General features: G+C 69.0%; 14 protein-coding genes. All 14 read right to left on the bottom strand.

Going from position 1 to position 15776, the window contains the following annotated elements; translation table 11 throughout:
• Positions 1-47 precede the first annotated feature (47 nt).
• Positions 48-1262 (bottom strand): cell division protein FtsZ, encoded by a 1215-nt coding sequence (gene ftsZ / locus CSC78_RS05270; RefSeq protein ID WP_162336852.1) that lies wholly within the window; start codon positions 1260-1262, stop codon positions 48-50.
• 86 nt (positions 1263-1348) lie between these two features.
• Entirely contained in the window at positions 1349-2584 is a 1236-nt protein-coding gene (gene ftsA / locus CSC78_RS05265) for a cell division protein FtsA (RefSeq protein ID WP_055940270.1), read from the bottom strand.
• Complete coding sequence (locus tag CSC78_RS05260; protein ID WP_162336851.1) at positions 2581-3363, bottom strand: cell division protein FtsQ/DivIB; 783 nt, start codon at positions 3361-3363, stop codon at positions 2581-2583. The genes ftsA and CSC78_RS05260 overlap by 4 nt, the downstream gene beginning before the upstream one ends.
• Positions 3360-4322: a D-alanine--D-alanine ligase gene (locus tag CSC78_RS05255; RefSeq protein ID WP_162336850.1), complete on the bottom strand. Its 963-nt coding sequence runs from the start codon at positions 4320-4322 to the stop codon at positions 3360-3362. The genes CSC78_RS05260 and CSC78_RS05255 overlap by 4 nt, the downstream gene beginning before the upstream one ends.
• Positions 4319-5770 (bottom strand): UDP-N-acetylmuramate--L-alanine ligase, encoded by a 1452-nt coding sequence (murC, locus tag CSC78_RS05250; RefSeq protein WP_162336891.1) that lies wholly within the window; start codon positions 5768-5770, stop codon positions 4319-4321. The genes CSC78_RS05255 and murC overlap by 4 nt, the downstream gene beginning before the upstream one ends.
• Positions 5770-6867 (bottom strand): undecaprenyldiphospho-muramoylpentapeptide beta-N-acetylglucosaminyltransferase, encoded by a 1098-nt coding sequence (gene murG / locus CSC78_RS05245; protein ID WP_238391163.1) that lies wholly within the window; start codon positions 6865-6867, stop codon positions 5770-5772. The genes murC and murG overlap by 1 nt, the downstream gene beginning before the upstream one ends.
• Positions 6864-8177 carry a putative lipid II flippase FtsW gene (gene ftsW / locus CSC78_RS05240; RefSeq protein WP_162336849.1) on the bottom strand — a complete coding sequence of 438 codons (1314 nt, stop codon included), beginning with the start codon at positions 8175-8177 and terminating at the stop codon, positions 6864-6866. The genes murG and ftsW overlap by 4 nt, the downstream gene beginning before the upstream one ends.
• The gene (gene mraY, locus CSC78_RS05235) at positions 8177-9262 is read right to left on the bottom strand and encodes a phospho-N-acetylmuramoyl-pentapeptide-transferase (RefSeq protein WP_162336848.1); all 1086 of its coding nucleotides are present in this window, start codon (positions 9260-9262) and stop codon (positions 8177-8179) included. Before mraY ends, ftsW begins: the two co-directional genes overlap by 1 nt.
• Positions 9252-10631, bottom strand: coding sequence for a UDP-N-acetylmuramoyl-tripeptide--D-alanyl-D-alanine ligase (locus CSC78_RS05230; RefSeq protein ID WP_162336847.1), 1380 nt, complete (start codon positions 10629-10631; stop codon positions 9252-9254). The genes mraY and CSC78_RS05230 overlap by 11 nt, the downstream gene beginning before the upstream one ends.
• The gene (locus CSC78_RS05225) at positions 10628-12112 is read right to left on the bottom strand and encodes a UDP-N-acetylmuramoyl-L-alanyl-D-glutamate--2,6-diaminopimelate ligase (protein ID WP_162336846.1); all 1485 of its coding nucleotides are present in this window, start codon (positions 12110-12112) and stop codon (positions 10628-10630) included. Before CSC78_RS05225 ends, CSC78_RS05230 begins: the two co-directional genes overlap by 4 nt.
• Complete coding sequence (locus CSC78_RS05220) at positions 12109-13956, bottom strand: peptidoglycan D,D-transpeptidase FtsI family protein (protein ID WP_162336845.1); 1848 nt, start codon at positions 13954-13956, stop codon at positions 12109-12111. The genes CSC78_RS05225 and CSC78_RS05220 overlap by 4 nt, the downstream gene beginning before the upstream one ends.
• Positions 13953-14216, bottom strand: a complete 264-nt coding sequence (gene ftsL / locus CSC78_RS05215) for a cell division protein FtsL (protein WP_162336844.1) — start codon at positions 14214-14216, stop codon at positions 13953-13955. Before ftsL ends, CSC78_RS05220 begins: the two co-directional genes overlap by 4 nt.
• Entirely contained in the window at positions 14213-15181 is a 969-nt protein-coding gene (gene rsmH / locus CSC78_RS05210; protein WP_274379345.1) for a 16S rRNA (cytosine(1402)-N(4))-methyltransferase RsmH, read from the bottom strand. Before rsmH ends, ftsL begins: the two co-directional genes overlap by 4 nt.
• On the bottom strand, positions 15178-15624 hold the full coding sequence (mraZ, locus tag CSC78_RS05205; protein WP_162336843.1) for a division/cell wall cluster transcriptional repressor MraZ: 447 nt from the start codon (positions 15622-15624) through the stop codon (positions 15178-15180). The genes rsmH and mraZ overlap by 4 nt, the downstream gene beginning before the upstream one ends.
• Positions 15625-15776 lie beyond the last annotated feature (152 nt).

The raw sequence follows: 15776 nt of genomic DNA, 5'->3' as shown, positions 1-15776 counted from the left end.
CACCCTGCCCTCCCCCGCAAGTGGAGGAGGGTTCCACTTCTATGCGATCAGTCCGCCTGGCGGCGCAGGAACGCCGGGATGTCCAGGTAGTCCGACGGCAGTTCCGCCGCGACCGGCGCGGACGGTGCCGGCGAGGCCGAACCACGGCGCAGGCCCAGGCCGCTGGTGGCGGCGCTGATCGGATCCATCGGGAAACCGTCGTCGATCGGCATGCCGGTGGTGGCGTCGCGGACCAGCTTGATCGGCGCGCGCATCGGCTCGCGCAGATCGCCGCCACGGCCGACCGGCTGGCGAGCCGCGTTGCGGTTCAGACCGGTGGCCACCACGGTCACGCGCACTTCGTCCTGCATGTCCGGGTCCAGCACGGTGCCGACGACCACGGTCGCGTCTTCGGAGGCGAAGCCTTCGATGGTGCGGCCCACTTCGTCGAACTCGGCCATGGTGAAGTCCGGGCCGGCGGTGATGTTGACCAGGATGCCGTTGGCGCCATTGAGGTTGACGTCGTCCAGCAGCGGGTTCTGGATCGCGGCCTCGGCGGCGGCCTGCGCGCGGTCGTCGCCGCGGGCGGAGCCGGTGCCCATCATGGCCAGACCCATCTCGCTCATCACGGTGCGCACGTCGGCGAAGTCGACGTTGATCAGGCCCGGACGCACGATCAGGTCGGCGATGCCCTGTACGGCGCCGAGCAGCACGTCGTTGGCGGCGCGGAACGCCTGGATCATCGTCGCGTTGCGGCCCAGCACGGTGATCAGCTTCTCGTTCGGGATGGTGATCAGCGAGTCGCAGTGGTGGCTCAGTTCCTCGATGCCCTTCAGCGCGACCTGCATGCGGCGACGGCCTTCGAACGGGAACGGCTTGGTGACCACGGCGACGGTCAGGATGCCCATTTCCTTGGCCAGCTGCGCTACGACCGGCGCGGCGCCCGTGCCGGTGCCGCCGCCCATGCCGGCGGTGATGAACACCATGTCGGCGCCGTCGAGGGCGTCGATGATGCGCTCGCGGTCTTCCAGCGCGGCCTGGCGACCGACTTCCGGATTCGCGCCCGCGCCCAGGCCCTTGGTGACGTTGCTGCCCAGCTGCAGCTGCAGCTTGGCGCCGCAGTTCTTTATCGCCTGCGAATCGGTGTTGGCGGTGATGAACTCCACGCCGTCCACGCTGCCGTTGACCATGTGCGCCACGGCGTTGCCGCCGCCACCGCCCACGCCCACGACCTTGATCACCGCATTCGGGGCCATCTTCTCAACCAGTTCGAAATGTGCCATGTCCTTGTCCTCGTTTATTTAGTTATGTAGTGCTTGTTGGAACGAACGTCGTGACGCCTTCAACTTCGCGGTAGGTGTCGCCTCACTCAGAACTCGCCGCGATACCAGTTCTGCAGTTTCTTGAACCAGCTGCCCGCCTTGCCCGTGGGCAACGAGGGACGCCGGGGATGTTCGATCTGGCTGCCCATCAGCAGCAGGCCGACGCCGGTGGCATGCACCGGGTTGCCGACCACTTCGCCCAGGCCGGTGACGTGCTGCGGGATGCCGACGCGCACGGGCATCTGCAGCATCTCCTCGGCCAGTTCGACCACGCCTTCCATCTTCGCGGCGCCGCCGGTCAGCACCATGCCGGCACGCACGCGCTCTTCGAAGCCGGAACGGCGCAGTTCGGCCTGCACCATCTCGAAGATTTCCTCGTAGCGCTGCTGCACGGCCTGCGCCAGCGCATGGCGCGGCAGGCGGCGCGGCGGACGGTCGCCGACGCTCGGCACCTGGATGCTTTCTTCCGCAGTCGCCAGCTGCGCCAGCGCGCAGGCGTAGCGCACCTTGATCTGCTCGGCTTCCGGCGTCGGCGTGCGCAGCATGTGCGCGATGTCGTTGGTCACCTGGTCGCCGGCGATCGGCAGCGACGCGGTGTGGCAGATCGCGCCCTGCACGAACACCGCCAGGTCGGTAGTGCCCGCGCCCATGTCGACCAGCACCACGCCGAGCTCGCGCTCGTCGCTGGTCAGCACGGCCACGCTGGAGGCCAGCGAGGAGAAGATCAGGTCGTCGATCTGCAGGCCGCAGCGCTGCACGCACTTGCTGATGTTGGCGGCGGCCGACTGCGCGCAGAACACCAGGTGCGCGTCCACTTCCAGGCGCACGCCGGTCATGCCGACCGGATTGCGGATGCCTTCCTGCGAGTTGTCCAGCTTGTACTCGCGAGGAATGGCATGGAGGATCTTCTGGTCGGCCGGGATGGCGACCGCCTTCGCCGCTTCCAGCACGCGATCCAGGTCGCCCCAGGTCACTTCGCCGTCGCGGATCGGCACGATGCCGGGCGAGTTGCGGCACTGCACGTGGTTGCCCGAGATCGAGGCGTAGACCGAGCGGATCTCGCAGCCCGCCATCAGCTCGGCTTCCTCGATCGCGCGCTGGATCGACTGCACGGTGGACTCGATGTCCACCACGACGCCGCGCTTGAGGCCGCGCGACTCGTGCGAGCCGATGCCGATCACCTCGATCGGATTGCCCGGCGCGTACTCGCCGACCAGCGCCGTCACCTTGGAGGTGCCGATGTCCAGCCCGACGATCAGCGATTTGTCACCCTTGCGATTCATGTAATGCCCTGCAGAAGACGACCCGCGACCGCGATCGGCGCAGGCAATGGAGTCGGTGTGGCGGCCGGTGGCGGCGCCTTCGGCGCGTCGCCCCAGCTCAGCGCGAAGCCGTTGGTGTAGCGCAGGTCGGCGCGCACCAGCGGTTGCGCCTGCGCGGCCAGCAGCTGCGGCAGCATCCGCGCGAAACGGCCCAGGCGCGGGCGTGCGTCGGCGCGACCCACCACCACCTGCGTGCCGTTGCCGAGCAGCAGCGACCAGCTGCCGCGGGCGTCCATCACCAGCGTGGTGACGTCCAGGCCCATCGGCGCGAACAGCTGGCGCGATTCGTTGTACAGCGCGGTCACTTCCTGCACCTGCGAATCGGGACCACCGAGCTGTGGCAGGTCCAGGCCCGTGAGTTCCTTCGGCATCGGGAACAGGCGGCCGTGCTCGGACAGCAGCTTGTCGTTGCCCCAGCGCGCGAACGGCTTGTGCTCGGTGATGCGCACTTCCAGCACGTCCGGCCAGCGCTTGCGCACGTCAGCGCGCTCCACCCACGGCAGCGTCTCGACGGCGTGCTTGGCATCTTCCAGCCGCACGGCGAAGAAGCCACGGCGCGCATACGGCAGCACCGTCGCCTGCAGCTGGGCGGGATCCACACGCGCCAGTTCTCCCTGCACGCGCAGGCGCGACAGCGGCCAGCGGTCCGCGCCGATCCAGCCGTTGACCACGGCCACGACCGGCAGCGCCACCAGCGCCAGCGCGATCAGCCAGGTCAGGATGCGCAGGGCGGCGTTCATCGGCCTGCCACCTCCGGCACCGTCTGTTCGAGGATGCGCCAGCACAGGTCTTCGAAGCCGATGCCGACCTGCGCCGCTTCCTTCGGCACCAGCGAATGGCTGGTCATGCCCGGCGCAGTGTTCACTTCCATCAGCAGGAAACGGCCGTCGGCATGGCGCATCACATCGACGCGGCCCCAGCCGCTGCAGCCGGCCGCACGGAAGCCGTCCAGCGCCAGCGCACGGATGCGCGCTTCGTCGCCGGCGTCGTCCAGACCCGGGCACAGGTACTGCGTGTCCTCGGCGATGTACTTGGCGTGGTAGTCGTACCAGCCGTTCGCCGGGACGATACGCACCGACGGCAGCGCCAGGTCGCCAAGGATGGCGACGGTGAATTCGCCGCCGGTCAGCATCTGCTCGGCCAGCAGTTCACCGGGGTACGTCGACGCGAACGCGACCGCTGGCGCCAGGTCGGCTTCGCCCTCGATCTTGAACACGCCGACGCTGGAGCCTTCGGCCGACGGCTTCACGAACACGGGGAAGCCGAGCGTACGCACCGCTGCGAGCAGATCTCCGCCGGCGGGAATGCGCACGAAGCTCGCCGTGGGCAGACCTGCCGCCTGCCACACCTGCTTGGTGCGGATCTTGTCCATCGTCAGCGCGGAGCCCAGCACGCCGGGGCCGGTGTACGGCACGCCGAGCGACTGCAGCAGGCCCTGCAGCACGCCGTTCTCGCCATCGCCGCCGTGCATGATGTTGAAGACGCGATCGACCTTGCCGGCCCGGATCGCCTCGACCAGCGCCGGCACGCCGTCGACGGCGAACGCCTGCACGCCCCCCGCGAGCAATGCGTCGAGCACGTTCTGCCCGGAGTTCAGCGACACCTCGCGCTCGCTGGACACGCCGCCCAGCAGCACGGCGACGCGGCCGAAGCGCAAGGCGTCGGTGATGCGCAGCGGCGGCACGGCAATGTCGCTCATGCGGGATCCTTCGCGGTGAAGCCGTGCGACGCGAGGTGTTGCGACAGGTGGCCGATGTCGCCGGCGCCCATCAGCAGCAGCAGGTCGCCGTCCTGCAGGACGTCGGGCAGCACGTCGACCAGGTCGCTGACCTGGCTGACCACCACGGGTTCGTTGCGGCCACGCGCGCGGATCGCGCGCGCCAGCGACTTGGAATCCGCACCGGCGATCGGCTGCTCGCCGGCCGGATACACCTCGCTCAGCACCAGCGCGTCGGCTTCGGACAGCACGGCGGCGAACGCGTCGAACTGGTCGCGCGTACGGCTGTAGCGGTGCGGCTGGAACGCGACCACGAGGCGCTTGTGCGGCCAACCGCCGCGCGCGGCGGCGAACACTGCCGCAAGTTCCTTCGGATGATGGCCGTAGTCGTCCACCAGCTGCACGCGTGCGCCCTGCGGCGTGGCGATCTCGCCGAGGTCGTTGAAGCGGCGGCCGATGCCGGCGAACTTCTCCAGCGCGGCGGCGATGTTCTCCGGCGACACGCCGAGCTGCCAGCCCACCGCAGCGGCAGCCAGGGCGTTCAGCACGTTGTGGCGACCGGGCAGCGCCAGGCTGACGCGGATGCTGGCGTCCTCCGGCAGGCGCAGGGTGAAGTGCATGCGCCCGCCTTCCTGCTCCACCTCTTCGGCGCGCACGTCGGCATTCTCGGCGAAGCCGTAGCTCATCACGTGGCGCGGCGTGTCGGCGGCGATGGCGGCGACTTCCGGATCGTCGATGCACAGCACGGCCAGGCCGTAGAACGGCAGGCGCTGCAGGAACTCGGCGAAGGCGGCCTTCACGCGTTCGAAATCGTTGCCGTAGTTCTCCAGGTGATCGGCATCGATGTTGGTGACGATGGAGATCAGCGGATTCAGGCGCAGGAAGCTGCCGTCGCTCTCGTCGGCCTCGGCCACCAGCCACTGGCCGTCGCCGAGCTTGGCGTTGGCGCCGGCGGCGAGCAGCTGGCCACCGATGACGAAGGTCGGATCCAGGCCGCCTTCGCTCAGCACGGCGGCCGTGAGGCTGGTGGTGGTGGTCTTGCCGTGCGTGCCGGCCACGGCGATGCCGCGACGGAAGCGCATCAGCTCGGCCAGCATCGCGGCGCGCGGCACGATCGGAATGCGCTGGCTGCGCGCTTCCATCAGCTCGGGGTTGTCGTGCTTGATCGCACTGGACACCACCACGCAGTCGGTGCCCAGCACGTTGGATGCGTTGTGGCCGCGCATCACGCGCGCACCGAGCGAGGCCAGGCGACGGGTCGCGGCGTTGTCGGCATTGTCCGAGCCCGACACCTCGTAGCCCAGCGTGCACAGCACTTCGGCGATGCCGCTCATGCCGGAGCCGCCGATGCCGACGAAGTGCACCCGGCGGAACGCCTGGGCCAGGTTGCCGGTGTGCTGCAGGCGGCGCTCGCGTGCGGCGGCCATCATCATGCCTGCGTCCTCATCTTGACTGCTTCCTCGAGAATCGTGTCGGCGATGCGGTCGGCCGCATCGGGTTTGGCCAGCGCGCGCGCGGCCTGCGCCATCGCGAGGCGCCTGGCACCGTCGTCGATGAGTGGGCGCAGCGTGGCGGCCAGGCTGTCGGCGAGCGCGTCGTCCTGCTTCAGCAGCACGGCGGCGTTGCGCTCGACCAGGTATTCGGCATTGCGGGTCTGGTGGTCGTCGACGGCCTGCGCGAACGGCACCAGCACGCTGCCCACGCCGACCGCGCACAGTTCGGCCAGCGTCGAGGCACCGGAACGGCAGACCACGAGGTCCGCCCACGCGTAGGCGGCGGCCATGTCGGTGATGAAGGCTTCGACGCTGGCGGACACGCCGGCATCGGCATAGGCCTTGGCCGCTTCGTCGCGCAGCTTCTCGCCGCACTGGTGGCGCAGGTCGATGCTGCCGGCAGGCAAGGCCGCGATGGCCTTCGGCACCGCCAGATTTAGCGCCCGCGCGCCCTGGCTGCCGCCGAGGACAAGGACGCGCAGCGGACCGCTGCGACCGGCGAAGCGTTCGGCCGGCGGCGGCAGCGCGGCGATCTCGTCGCGCACCGGATTGCCGACGACCTCTTCGCGCGACGGGAAGGCGCCCGGGAACCCGGTCATCACCCGACGCGCGACCTTGACCAGCACGCGATTGGTGAAGCCGGCCGCACGGTTCTGTTCGTGTACCAGCAGCGGCAGGCCCATCAGCTTCGCCGCCACACCGCCCGGCCCCGACGCGAAGCCACCGAAGCTGACCACCGCGCGCGGTGCGCGGCGGCGCAATGCGAAGCCGGCGGCACGGATCGCGCGCAGCACGCGCACGGGCGCACCGAGCAGCGCCAGCGTGCCCTTGCCACGCAGGCCGGTGATGGCCAGCGTGTCCAGCGGGATGTCGTGCTGCGGCACCAGCCGCGTTTCCATCGCACCGTCCGCACCCAGCCAGACGACCGGCACGCCGCGCGCACGCAGCACCTTGGCTACGGCCAGCGCGGGAAAAATGTGCCCGCCGGTGCCGCCGGCCATGATCATCACGGGAGCCGCCATCGTCGCGTTCATGCCAGCCTCTCGAAGGTCGGCTCGATGCGCGGCTGCAGGCGACTGGTGCCACGCAGCGTCTGCGACAGCGATGCAGCGGCAACCGATGCCGACGCGGCCGGTGCGGGACGCGGGTCGGCCGGCGCGCGCGGCGCCTCGCCTGCACCCTGGACCGCCTCGCCACGCAGCGCGACCTGGCGCTGCGTGCGCTCCAGTTCGTACGACACGCGCAGCAGCAGGCCCATCGCCACGCAGGTCATCAGGATGCTCGAACCACCCGACGAGATCAGCGGCAGCGTCAGGCCCTTGGTCGGCAACAGGCCCAGGTTCACGCCCATCGACACGAAGCTCTGCACACCCACCCACAGCGCGACACCAAAGGCGATGTAGCCGGCGAAATGCCGACGCATCTCCACGCAGCGCAGGCCCACCCAAAACGCGCGGCCCACCAGCAACGCATACAGCGCGATCACCAGGCAGACGCCGACGAAACCAAGCTCCTCGCCGATCACCGAGAAGATGAAGTCGGTGTGCACTTCCGGCAGGTAATTGAGCTTCAGCACCGAGCCACCCAGGCCGATGCCGCCCCACTCGCCACGCCCGATGGCCATCAGCGCGTTGCTCAGCTGATAGCCGGAACCCAGCTGGTCGGCCCACGGGTCCATGAACGACGTGACGCGCTTCATGCGGTAGGGCTCGAACACCACCAGCGCCACCAGTGCCGGCAGCAGCAGCAGGATCGGCAGGATGATGCGCTTGATCGGCGCACCGCCCAGCACGAGCATGCAGGCCGTGATGCTGAGCAGCAGCATCGAGGAACCGAAGTCGGGCTGCAGCAGCAGCAGGCCGACCAGCAGGCCGACCACCACCACCGGCTTCAGCATCGCCTGCCAGGTGACGCTGACCTCATCGCGGAAACGCACCAGATAGCTGGCGATCCAGATGATGTAGAGCACCTTGACCGCTTCGACCACCTGGAACTTGGACACGCCGAGGTTGATCCAGCGACGCGCACCGTTGACGCTGCTTCCCAGGCCCGGCACGAAGACCAGCGCCAGCAGCACGAAGCAGGCCAGCAACAGCAGCTGGTTGTGGTGTTCGATGCTCTTCAGTTCGGTACGCATCGCCCAGGCCGCCAGGCCCAGGCCGACGCCCAGGAACATGCCGTGGCGGATCAGGTAGTAGAACGGGTTGCCGTGCTGGTAGATCGACGCGGAGGCGACCATCACCACGCCGAGCGAGGCCAGCGCCAGCATGGCACCGAGCAACCAGGGGTCGAAACGGCCCCCGATGGCTTCCAGTCGCGTGGCCTGGCGCGGCGTGTCGTTCATCAGCGCACCTTCAACGTGGCCAGGCCGACGAGGACCAGCACGACGGAGATGATCCAGAAGCGCACGATCACGCGCGGCTCCGGCCAGCCCTTCAGTTCGAAGTGGTGGTGGATCGGCGCCATCCGGAACACGCGCTTGCCGGTCAGCTTGAACGACGCGACCTGGATCATCACCGACAGCGTCTCGATGACGAAGATGCCGCCCATGATCACCAGCACCAGTTCCTGGCGCACGATCACCGCGATGGTGCCCAGCACGGCGCCCAGCGCCAAGGCGCCGATGTCGCCCATGAACACCATGGCCGGGTAGGTGTTGAACCACAGGAAGCCGAGGCCCGCGCCGGCGATCGCCGCGCAGATGATGGTCAGTTCGCCCGCGCCCGGCACCGGCGGGATCTGCAGGTAGTTGGAGAACACGGCATTGCCCGACGCGTAGGCGAACACGCCCAGCGCGCACGCGACCAGCACGGTCGGCATGATCGCCAGGCCATCCAGGCCGTCGGTCAGGTTGACCGCGTTGGAGAAACCGACGATCCAGAAGTAGGCGATGGCGACGAAGCCGACACCTGCCAGCGGCAGCGCGATCGACTTGAAGAACGGCACATAGAAGGTCGTTGCCGCCGGCACGTCCGCGTACAGGTACAGGTACAGGCCGGCGGCCAGGCCGAAGATCGACTGCAGCAGGTACTTCCAGCGCGACTTCAGGCCGTTCGGGTCGCGCTTGACGATCTTGATCCAGTCGTCGTACCAGCCGATGGCGCCGAAGGTCAGCATCACCAGCAGCACCACCCACACGTACTTGTTGCGCAGGTCGCCCCACAGCAGCACCGAGGCGGCCACCGTCATCAGGATCAGCGCGCCACCCATCGTCGGCGTGCCCGCCTTGGAGAAGTGCGACTGCGGGCCGTCCTTGCGGATCGGCTGGCCACCCTTCAGCTGGCCGAGCTTGCGGATCACCGCCGGACCCAGCCACAGCGACAGCGCCAGCGACGTCAGCGCGGCCAGGATGCCGCGGAACGTCAGGTAGCCGAACAGGCCGAAGAAGTTTTCCAGGCTCTGCAGCCAGCGAGCCAGTTCAAGCAGCATGCGATGCGTCCTCCCCGGTGGACAGCAGGGCGGCGACGATCCGGTCCATCGCGCTGCCGCGCGACCCCTTGACCAGACAGCGCACGCCGGCCCGCAGGTCGGCGCGCAGGGCGTCGGCCAGCGAGGCGTGGTCTTGGAATGAATGCGCGCCTTCGCCGAAGGCGGCGGCGGCGGCGGCGCTGAGCGGGCCCAGCGTGTAGAGGCGACGCAGGCCGGCGTTCTTCGCGCGCATGCCCATGTCGGCGTGCAGCACTTCCTCATCGGCGCCCAGCTCGCGCATGTCGCCCAGCACCAGCCAGCCCTCGCCACCCCCCTGTTTGCTCGCAGCCGCGAGCGTGTCGATGGCCGCGGCCAGCGAACCGGGATTGGCGTTGTAGCTGTCGTCGATCACCACCGCGCCGTTCGGCAGCGTGTGCGCGATCTGGCGACCGGCGACCGGCTGCGCGGCCGACAGGCCCTCGGCGATGATGGCGAGCGACACGCCGCACGCCATTGCGATGCCGGCGGCGGCGAGTGCGTTGAGCACGTTGTGGCGGCCCGGCAGGTGCAGTTCGACCGCGACCTCGCCGTGCGGCGCCACCAGCACGAAGTCCGAGCCGTCCGCGGTCGCGCGGATGTCGCGCGCGGTCAGGTCGGCGGTCGCCTCCAGGCCGAAACGCAGGATGCGGCGGTCGGGCACGCGGCTGGCGAAGTACTCGGCGAAGGCGTCGTCGGCGTTGATCACCGCCGTGCCGTCGGCCGGCAGTGCGTCGTAGATCGCACCCTTGGTCTCGGCCACGCCCATCAGCGTGCCCATGCGCTCCAGGTGCGCGGCGGCGATGTTGTTCACCAGCGCCACTTCCGGGGTGACGATGTCGGTCAGGTAGGCGATGTCGCCCGGCTTGCCCGCGCCCATCTCGTAGACCGAGAAGTCGGCGTCGTCCGGCCCGTCGATGACGGCCATCGGCAGGCCGATCTCGTTGTTGCGGTTGCCCGGGTTGAAGTAGGTGACGCCGGCGCGCTGCAGGATCGACACTACCAGCGTCTTCACCGAGGTCTTGCCGTTGCTGCCGGTGATGGCAACCGCCTTCTCCACGCGGTCGCGCTGGAGGCCGGCGGCGATGCGCGCCAGCGCCAGCAACGTATCCGGCACCACCACCTGGGGTACGTCGACCTTCACTTCGTGGTCGACCAGCACCGCGGCGGCGCCGCGCATCGAGGCGTCGTAGGCGAAGTCGTGGCCGTCGAAGCGCTCGCCGCGCAGCGCGACGTACAGGCTGCCGGGCACCAGCGCGCGGGTGTCGTGGGTCAGCGAACCGATCACCAGGTCGTCGCCCAGCAGTTCGCCGCCCGCCCAGTGCGCAAGCAGGGAAAGGGGAAGCCGCTTCATCGACGGTCCTCCAGGGCCTGCCGCGCGACGGCGGTGTCGTCGAACGGATGCTTCACGCCGTGGATGTCCTGGTAGGGCTCGTGACCCTTGCCCGCCACCAGCACGATGTCGTCGGGTCCGGCCTGCGCGACCGCCTGCGCGATCGCCTGCGCGCGGTCGCGCTGCACGAGGACCGCATCCGGCGTCGCGAAGCCGGCCATGATGTCGGCGACGATGCGGTCGCCGTCCTCGGTGCGCGGATTGTCGTCGGTGACGAGCACCACGTCCGCCAGGCGCTCGGCGATGGCGGCCATCTGCGGGCGCTTGCCCGTGTCACGGTCGCCGCCGCAGCCGAACACGCAGATCAGCCGGCCCTGCACGTGGTCGCGCAGGCTGGCCAGTGCCTGTTCCAGCGCGTCCGGCGTATGCGCGTAGTCGATGACGACCAGCGGGCGACGGTTGCCCGCCGCATCGCTGTCGCCGCCGAGCCGGTTCATGCGGCCATGGATCGGTGCCAGCCGCGACAGCGTGCGTGCGATCTCGGCCGTCGTGTCGCCCAGCGCATGCAGCACGCCAGCCACGGCGAGCAGGTTGTCCACGTTGAAGCGGCCCAGCAGGCGCGACTGCACCGGCTGCAGGTCGTCGCCGATGGCCAGATCGAAGGCGATGCCGTTGCCGTCCAGACGCAGCGCGTCCGCGCGCACGACGGCGTCGCCCTGCCCGCGTGAAGTCACGCCGATGCGCTGCAGCCCATGCGACAGGCGCGCGAACAGTTCGCGACCGTAAGCATCGTCGAGATTGACCACGCCGGCCTTCAGGCCCTCGCGCGAGAACAGCAGCGACTTGGCGGCGCCGTAGCGCTCCATGTCGCCGTGATAGTCCAGGTGGTCACGGGTGAGGTTGGTGAACACGCCGACATCGAAATGCACCGCGTCCACGCGCCCCTGGTCGAGCGCGTGCGAACTGACTTCCATCGCGACGGCCTTGGCGCCCGCATCGCGGAACTGCGCCAGCAGCGCGTGCATCTGCAGCACCAGCGGCGTGGTGAAGCCGGTCGGCACCACTTCGCCGTACATGCCGGCGCCGAGCGTGCCGACGGTCGCGCAGCGCACGCCGCGCAGGTGCCAGGCCTGCGCCAGCAGCTGCACGGTCGAGGTCTTGCCGTTGGTGCCGGTGACGCCGACCATCTTCATGTCGTGCGACGGCGCGGCATGGAAGCGGTCCGCCATCGTGCCCATGCGCGCACGCAGGCCGGGTACGGCGATCGCATCGCGCGGCGCTTCCAGCCCGTCCGGCACCGGCGGTTCGAACAGGATCGCGCTGGCGCCGTTCTCCTTCGCCTGCGCGGCGAAATTCAGGCCGTGCGCGCCGAAGCCGGCGATGGCGACGAAGGCATCGCCCGACTGCACGCTGCGGCTGTCCAGCGTCAACCCGCGCACGACGATGTCGCGCGGCACGTCGACGTCGGGCAGCAGTTCGGCAAGGGCCATCATCCGCCTCATCGCGTCGCCCCCGTCGCCGGCAAGGCGGCCTGCGGCGCATCGAACGCGGACGGGTCCGTCGTGTCGATGACGTCATCGGCGATGGGGGTCGGCGCGGCAGCCGGCGCTGCCGCCCCGGGCTTGTGCGTGTTCTTGGCCTGTGCGGCGAGCCAGGACTCGATATCGTCCGGCGGCACGTCCATCAGGCGCAACGTCCCGTCCATCACGTCATGGAACACGGGGGCCGCGACCAGACCGCCGTAGTAGCCGCCTTCCTGCGAATCGTTGATCACCACGACGGCGGCGAAACGGGGGTTGCTGGCCGGCACCAGGCCGGCGAAGAACGACGCGTAGCGGCCCTTCGCGTAGCCGCCGCCCGAGGCGATGCGTGCGGTACCGGTTTTGCCGGCCACACGGTAACCGAGCACGCCGGCGCGCTTGGCGCCGCCCTGCGTCACCACGGTTTCCATCATGCCGACGACTTCGTGCGCGATGGCCGGGTCCAGCACCTGCGGCGCTTCGCCGCGCTGGCCCTTCACGAACGTCGGCGTCACCAGCTTGCCGCCGTTGCCCAGCGCCGAGTACGCACGCGCGATCTGCAGCGGTGTGACCGCCAGGCCGTAGCCGTACGACATCGTCGCCTTCTGCAGGCCGTTCCAGCGGTCCGGCGGCGCCAGCATGCCGGCGGACTCGCCCGGGAAGCCGCTGCCCGGCTTCTGGCCGTAGCCGAAGCTGTGGATGCTTTCGTAGAAATAGGCGTTCGGCAGCTTCTCGGCGATCTTGATCGAGCCGATGTTCGAGCTCTTGGTGATCACGCCGGTGACCGTCAGCACGCCGTTGTTCCGCGGCACGTCGCGGATCGTGTAGCGGCTGTTCAACGCCAGGTAGCCCGGATTGGTATTGATCAGCGTCGACGGGGCGACCACGCCGGCCTTCAATGCCGTGGACACGGTCAGCGGCTTCATGGTCGAGCCCGGCTCGATCATGTCGGTCAGCGCGCGGTTGCGGCGCGCATCCGGCTTCACCCGGTCGATCGCGTTGGGGTTGTAGGTCGGCAGGTTGGCCATCGCCAGCACTTCGCCGGTGGCCACGTCCATGATGACGATGGAGCCGCTGCTGGCCTGGTGCGCGAGCAATGCATTGCGCAGCTCGCGGTGCGCCAGGTACTGGATGCGGCGGTCGATGCTGAGCGTCAGGTCCTTGCCCGGCTGCGCGGAGCGGATCAGGTCCACGTTCTCGACGATGCGGCCACGGTTGTCGCGGATCACCTTCTGCGCGCCCGGCGTCCCGCTGAGCCATTCGTCGAACGCCAGTTCCAGCCCTTCCTGCCCGCGGTCGTCGATATTGGTGAAGCCCAGCACGTGGGCCATCGCCGGCCCCTGCGGGTAGAAGCGACGGAACTCGCGCTGCGAGAACACGCCGGGAATCTTGTGCGCGAGGATCTTCTGCGCCTCGTCCGGATTGATCCGGCGCTTGAGGTACAGGAATTCCTTGTCGGCCTTCTGCGACAGGCGGTTGTTCAGGTGATCGAGCGGCACGCCCAGCGCCTGCGCCAGTTCCGGCAGGCGGTCGGGCGTCTTCAGCAGTTCCTGCGGATTGCCCCACACCGATTCCACCGGCGACGACACCGCCACCGGCTCGCCGTTGCGGTCGGTGATCATGCCGCGCGAGGTCGGGATGGGGATCTCGCGCAGGAAGCGTGCATCGCCCTGGCGCTGGTAGAAATCGTGGTTGATCAGCTGCACGTACGCCGCGCGCCCGACCAGGCTGACCGAGCACAGGCCCATCGCACCGAGCACCAGCGCCAGGCGGCCGCGCAGGTTGAAGCGCGCGCGGTTGCGGTTCTTGGCGGGCGCGGCATTCATGGGCGGATCACCACGATGTCGGTCGCTTCCGGAAACTTCATGCCCAGGCGCACGCGCGCGACCTGGTCGATGCGGGTGGCTTCGGCGACCGTGGCCTGTTCGAGCTGCAGACGGCCGAACTCGACGTTCAGTTCGTCGCGTGCGCGCTCGAGGCGCGTCACTTCGTCGAACAGCACGCGGTGGCGGTGGCGCGCATAGACCACGCCGATCGCCGAGGCGATGTTGGCCAGCACCAGCACGAGGATCAGGAAGCGGCTCATGCGGCCACCTCCAGCTTCTCGGCCACCCGCAGCACGGCGCTGCGGGCGCGCGGGTTGGAGGACACCTCGTCGGCTTCGCCCTTCTGCCCGCTGCCGATGGCGCGCAGGGTCGGGGTGAAGTCGATCGCCACGGGCAGGCGGCGGTTGGCCGGCGGCGCCTTGGCGTGCCGGTTGATGAATTGCTTGACGATGCGGTCTTCCAGCGAGTGGAAGCTGATCACCGCCAGCCGGCCGCCGACCTTGAGCCGCGACAGCGCCGCGTCCAGCCCGGCTTCCAGGTCCGCCAGTTCGCGGTTGATATGGATGCGGATGGCCTGGAAGCTGCGCGTGGCCGGATGGATCTTCTCGCCGCGCGGCATCACCGAGGCGATCACGGCGGCCAGGTCGGCGGTGCGGGTGAACGGCTGGGTGGCGCGGCGGGCGACGATGGCGCGCGCGATGCGGCGGCTCTGCTTTTCTTCGCCGTAGGTCCACAGGACGTCGGCGATGTCGCGCTCGTCGGCGCGATTGATCCAGTCGGCCGCGCTCTCGCCGGAGTCTGGATCCATGCGCATGTCGAGCGGACCGTCCTTGCCGAAGCTGAAGCCACGCTCGGCCACGTCCAGCTGCGGCGACGACACGCCCAGGTCGAGCAGCACGCCGTCGAGGCCGGCGGCGGTTTCGTTCCACTGCGCGAGCGAGGCGAAGCTGCCGCGGAAGATCGACACGCGCGCATCGCCCGCGAACATCTGTTCGGCATGTGCGATCGCGTCGGGATCCTTGTCCATCACCAGCAGCCGGCCTCCCGGGCCGAGGTGTTGCAGCACGCCGCGCGCGTGGCCTCCACGCCCGAAGGTGCCGTCCAGATAGGTACCGTCCTCTTTCACCTGCAGCCCTTCCATGACCTGCGTGTACAACACCGGCAAGTGCAGCGCTGGGAGGTGACCGGCCGGCGCGGACTGCCGCTTGCCGTCACCCCGGGTCACAAGCGCAGCTCGAGCATGTGTGCGCTCAGATCATCGTCAGTGAGGGTCTGACGGATCTGCGCGTGGTGCGCCTGTTCGCTCCAGAGTTCGAACTTCTCGCCCATGCCGAGCAGCACGGCCTTCTTCTCGATGCCGACCGCGCTGCGATGGCTGGCCGGAATGCTGATGCGGCCGTTGCCGTCCAGTTCGACCGGCGAGGCAGCACCGATCAGCTTCAGCTGCAGGCTGCGGTGCGCCTTCTGGGTGCTGGGCAGCTTGCTGACGTCGTCGCGGACGCGCTGCCAGACCTTCTCGGGGTACAGGTACAGGCTGCCGCCTTCGAAGGGGTTGTAGGTGATCACCAGGCGGTTGCCGCACTCGCGCGCGACGAGGTCGCGGTACGCGGTGGGCACCGCGAGCCGTCCCTTGTCGTCCACTGTGATGGCGGTCTCACCCTGAAACACAGCCCCTGCCCTTCCCGACACTCATTAGCGATCAATTGAACCACGAAAAACCACTGAAAACCCGGTTTTCCCTCTGTTGCCCACCTTAGCAGCGCGCACAGGGTTGTCAACAGGAAGAACGACCTGAAATCACTTGGCGGATCAATGGCTTG

Source organism: Pseudoxanthomonas japonensis, assembly GCF_010093445.1.
GTDB lineage: Bacteria > Pseudomonadota > Gammaproteobacteria > Xanthomonadales > Xanthomonadaceae > Pseudoxanthomonas_A > Pseudoxanthomonas_A japonensis.
This window is presented reverse-complemented; position numbering and strand designations above follow the sequence as displayed.

What these genes read in the sequence shown, in the direction of transcription:
- CSC78_RS05220 (WP_162336845.1), bottom strand. Translation starts at nt 13,956, where the DNA reads ATGAATGCCGCGCCCGCCAAGAACCGCAACCGCGCGCGCTTCAACCTG.
- mraY (WP_162336848.1), bottom strand. Translation starts at nt 9,262, where the DNA reads ATGCTGCTTGAACTGGCTCGCTGGCTGCAGAGCCTGGAAAACTTCTTC.
- ftsA (WP_055940270.1), bottom strand. Translation starts at nt 2,584, where the DNA reads ATGAATCGCAAGGGTGACAAATCGCTGATCGTCGGGCTGGACATCGGC.
- CSC78_RS05255 (WP_162336850.1), bottom strand. Translation starts at nt 4,322, where the DNA reads ATGAGCGACATTGCCGTGCCGCCGCTGCGCATCACCGACGCCTTGCGC.
- CSC78_RS05260 (WP_162336851.1), bottom strand. Translation starts at nt 3,363, where the DNA reads ATGAACGCCGCCCTGCGCATCCTGACCTGGCTGATCGCGCTGGCGCTG.
- CSC78_RS05230 (WP_162336847.1), bottom strand. Translation starts at nt 10,631, where the DNA reads ATGAAGCGGCTTCCCCTTTCCCTGCTTGCGCACTGGGCGGGCGGCGAA.
- CSC78_RS05225 (WP_162336846.1), bottom strand. Translation starts at nt 12,112, where the DNA reads ATGAGGCGGATGATGGCCCTTGCCGAACTGCTGCCCGACGTCGACGTG.
- murG (WP_238391163.1), bottom strand. Translation starts at nt 6,867, where the DNA reads ATGAACGCGACGATGGCGGCTCCCGTGATGATCATGGCCGGCGGCACC.
- ftsW (WP_162336849.1), bottom strand. Translation starts at nt 8,177, where the DNA reads ATGAACGACACGCCGCGCCAGGCCACGCGACTGGAAGCCATCGGGGGC.
- murC (WP_162336891.1), bottom strand. Translation starts at nt 5,770, where the DNA reads ATGATGGCCGCCGCACGCGAGCGCCGCCTGCAGCACACCGGCAACCTG.
- ftsZ (WP_162336852.1), bottom strand. Translation starts at nt 1,262, where the DNA reads ATGGCACATTTCGAACTGGTTGAGAAGATGGCCCCGAATGCGGTGATC.
- ftsL (WP_162336844.1), bottom strand. Translation starts at nt 14,216, where the DNA reads ATGAGCCGCTTCCTGATCCTCGTGCTGGTGCTGGCCAACATCGCCTCG.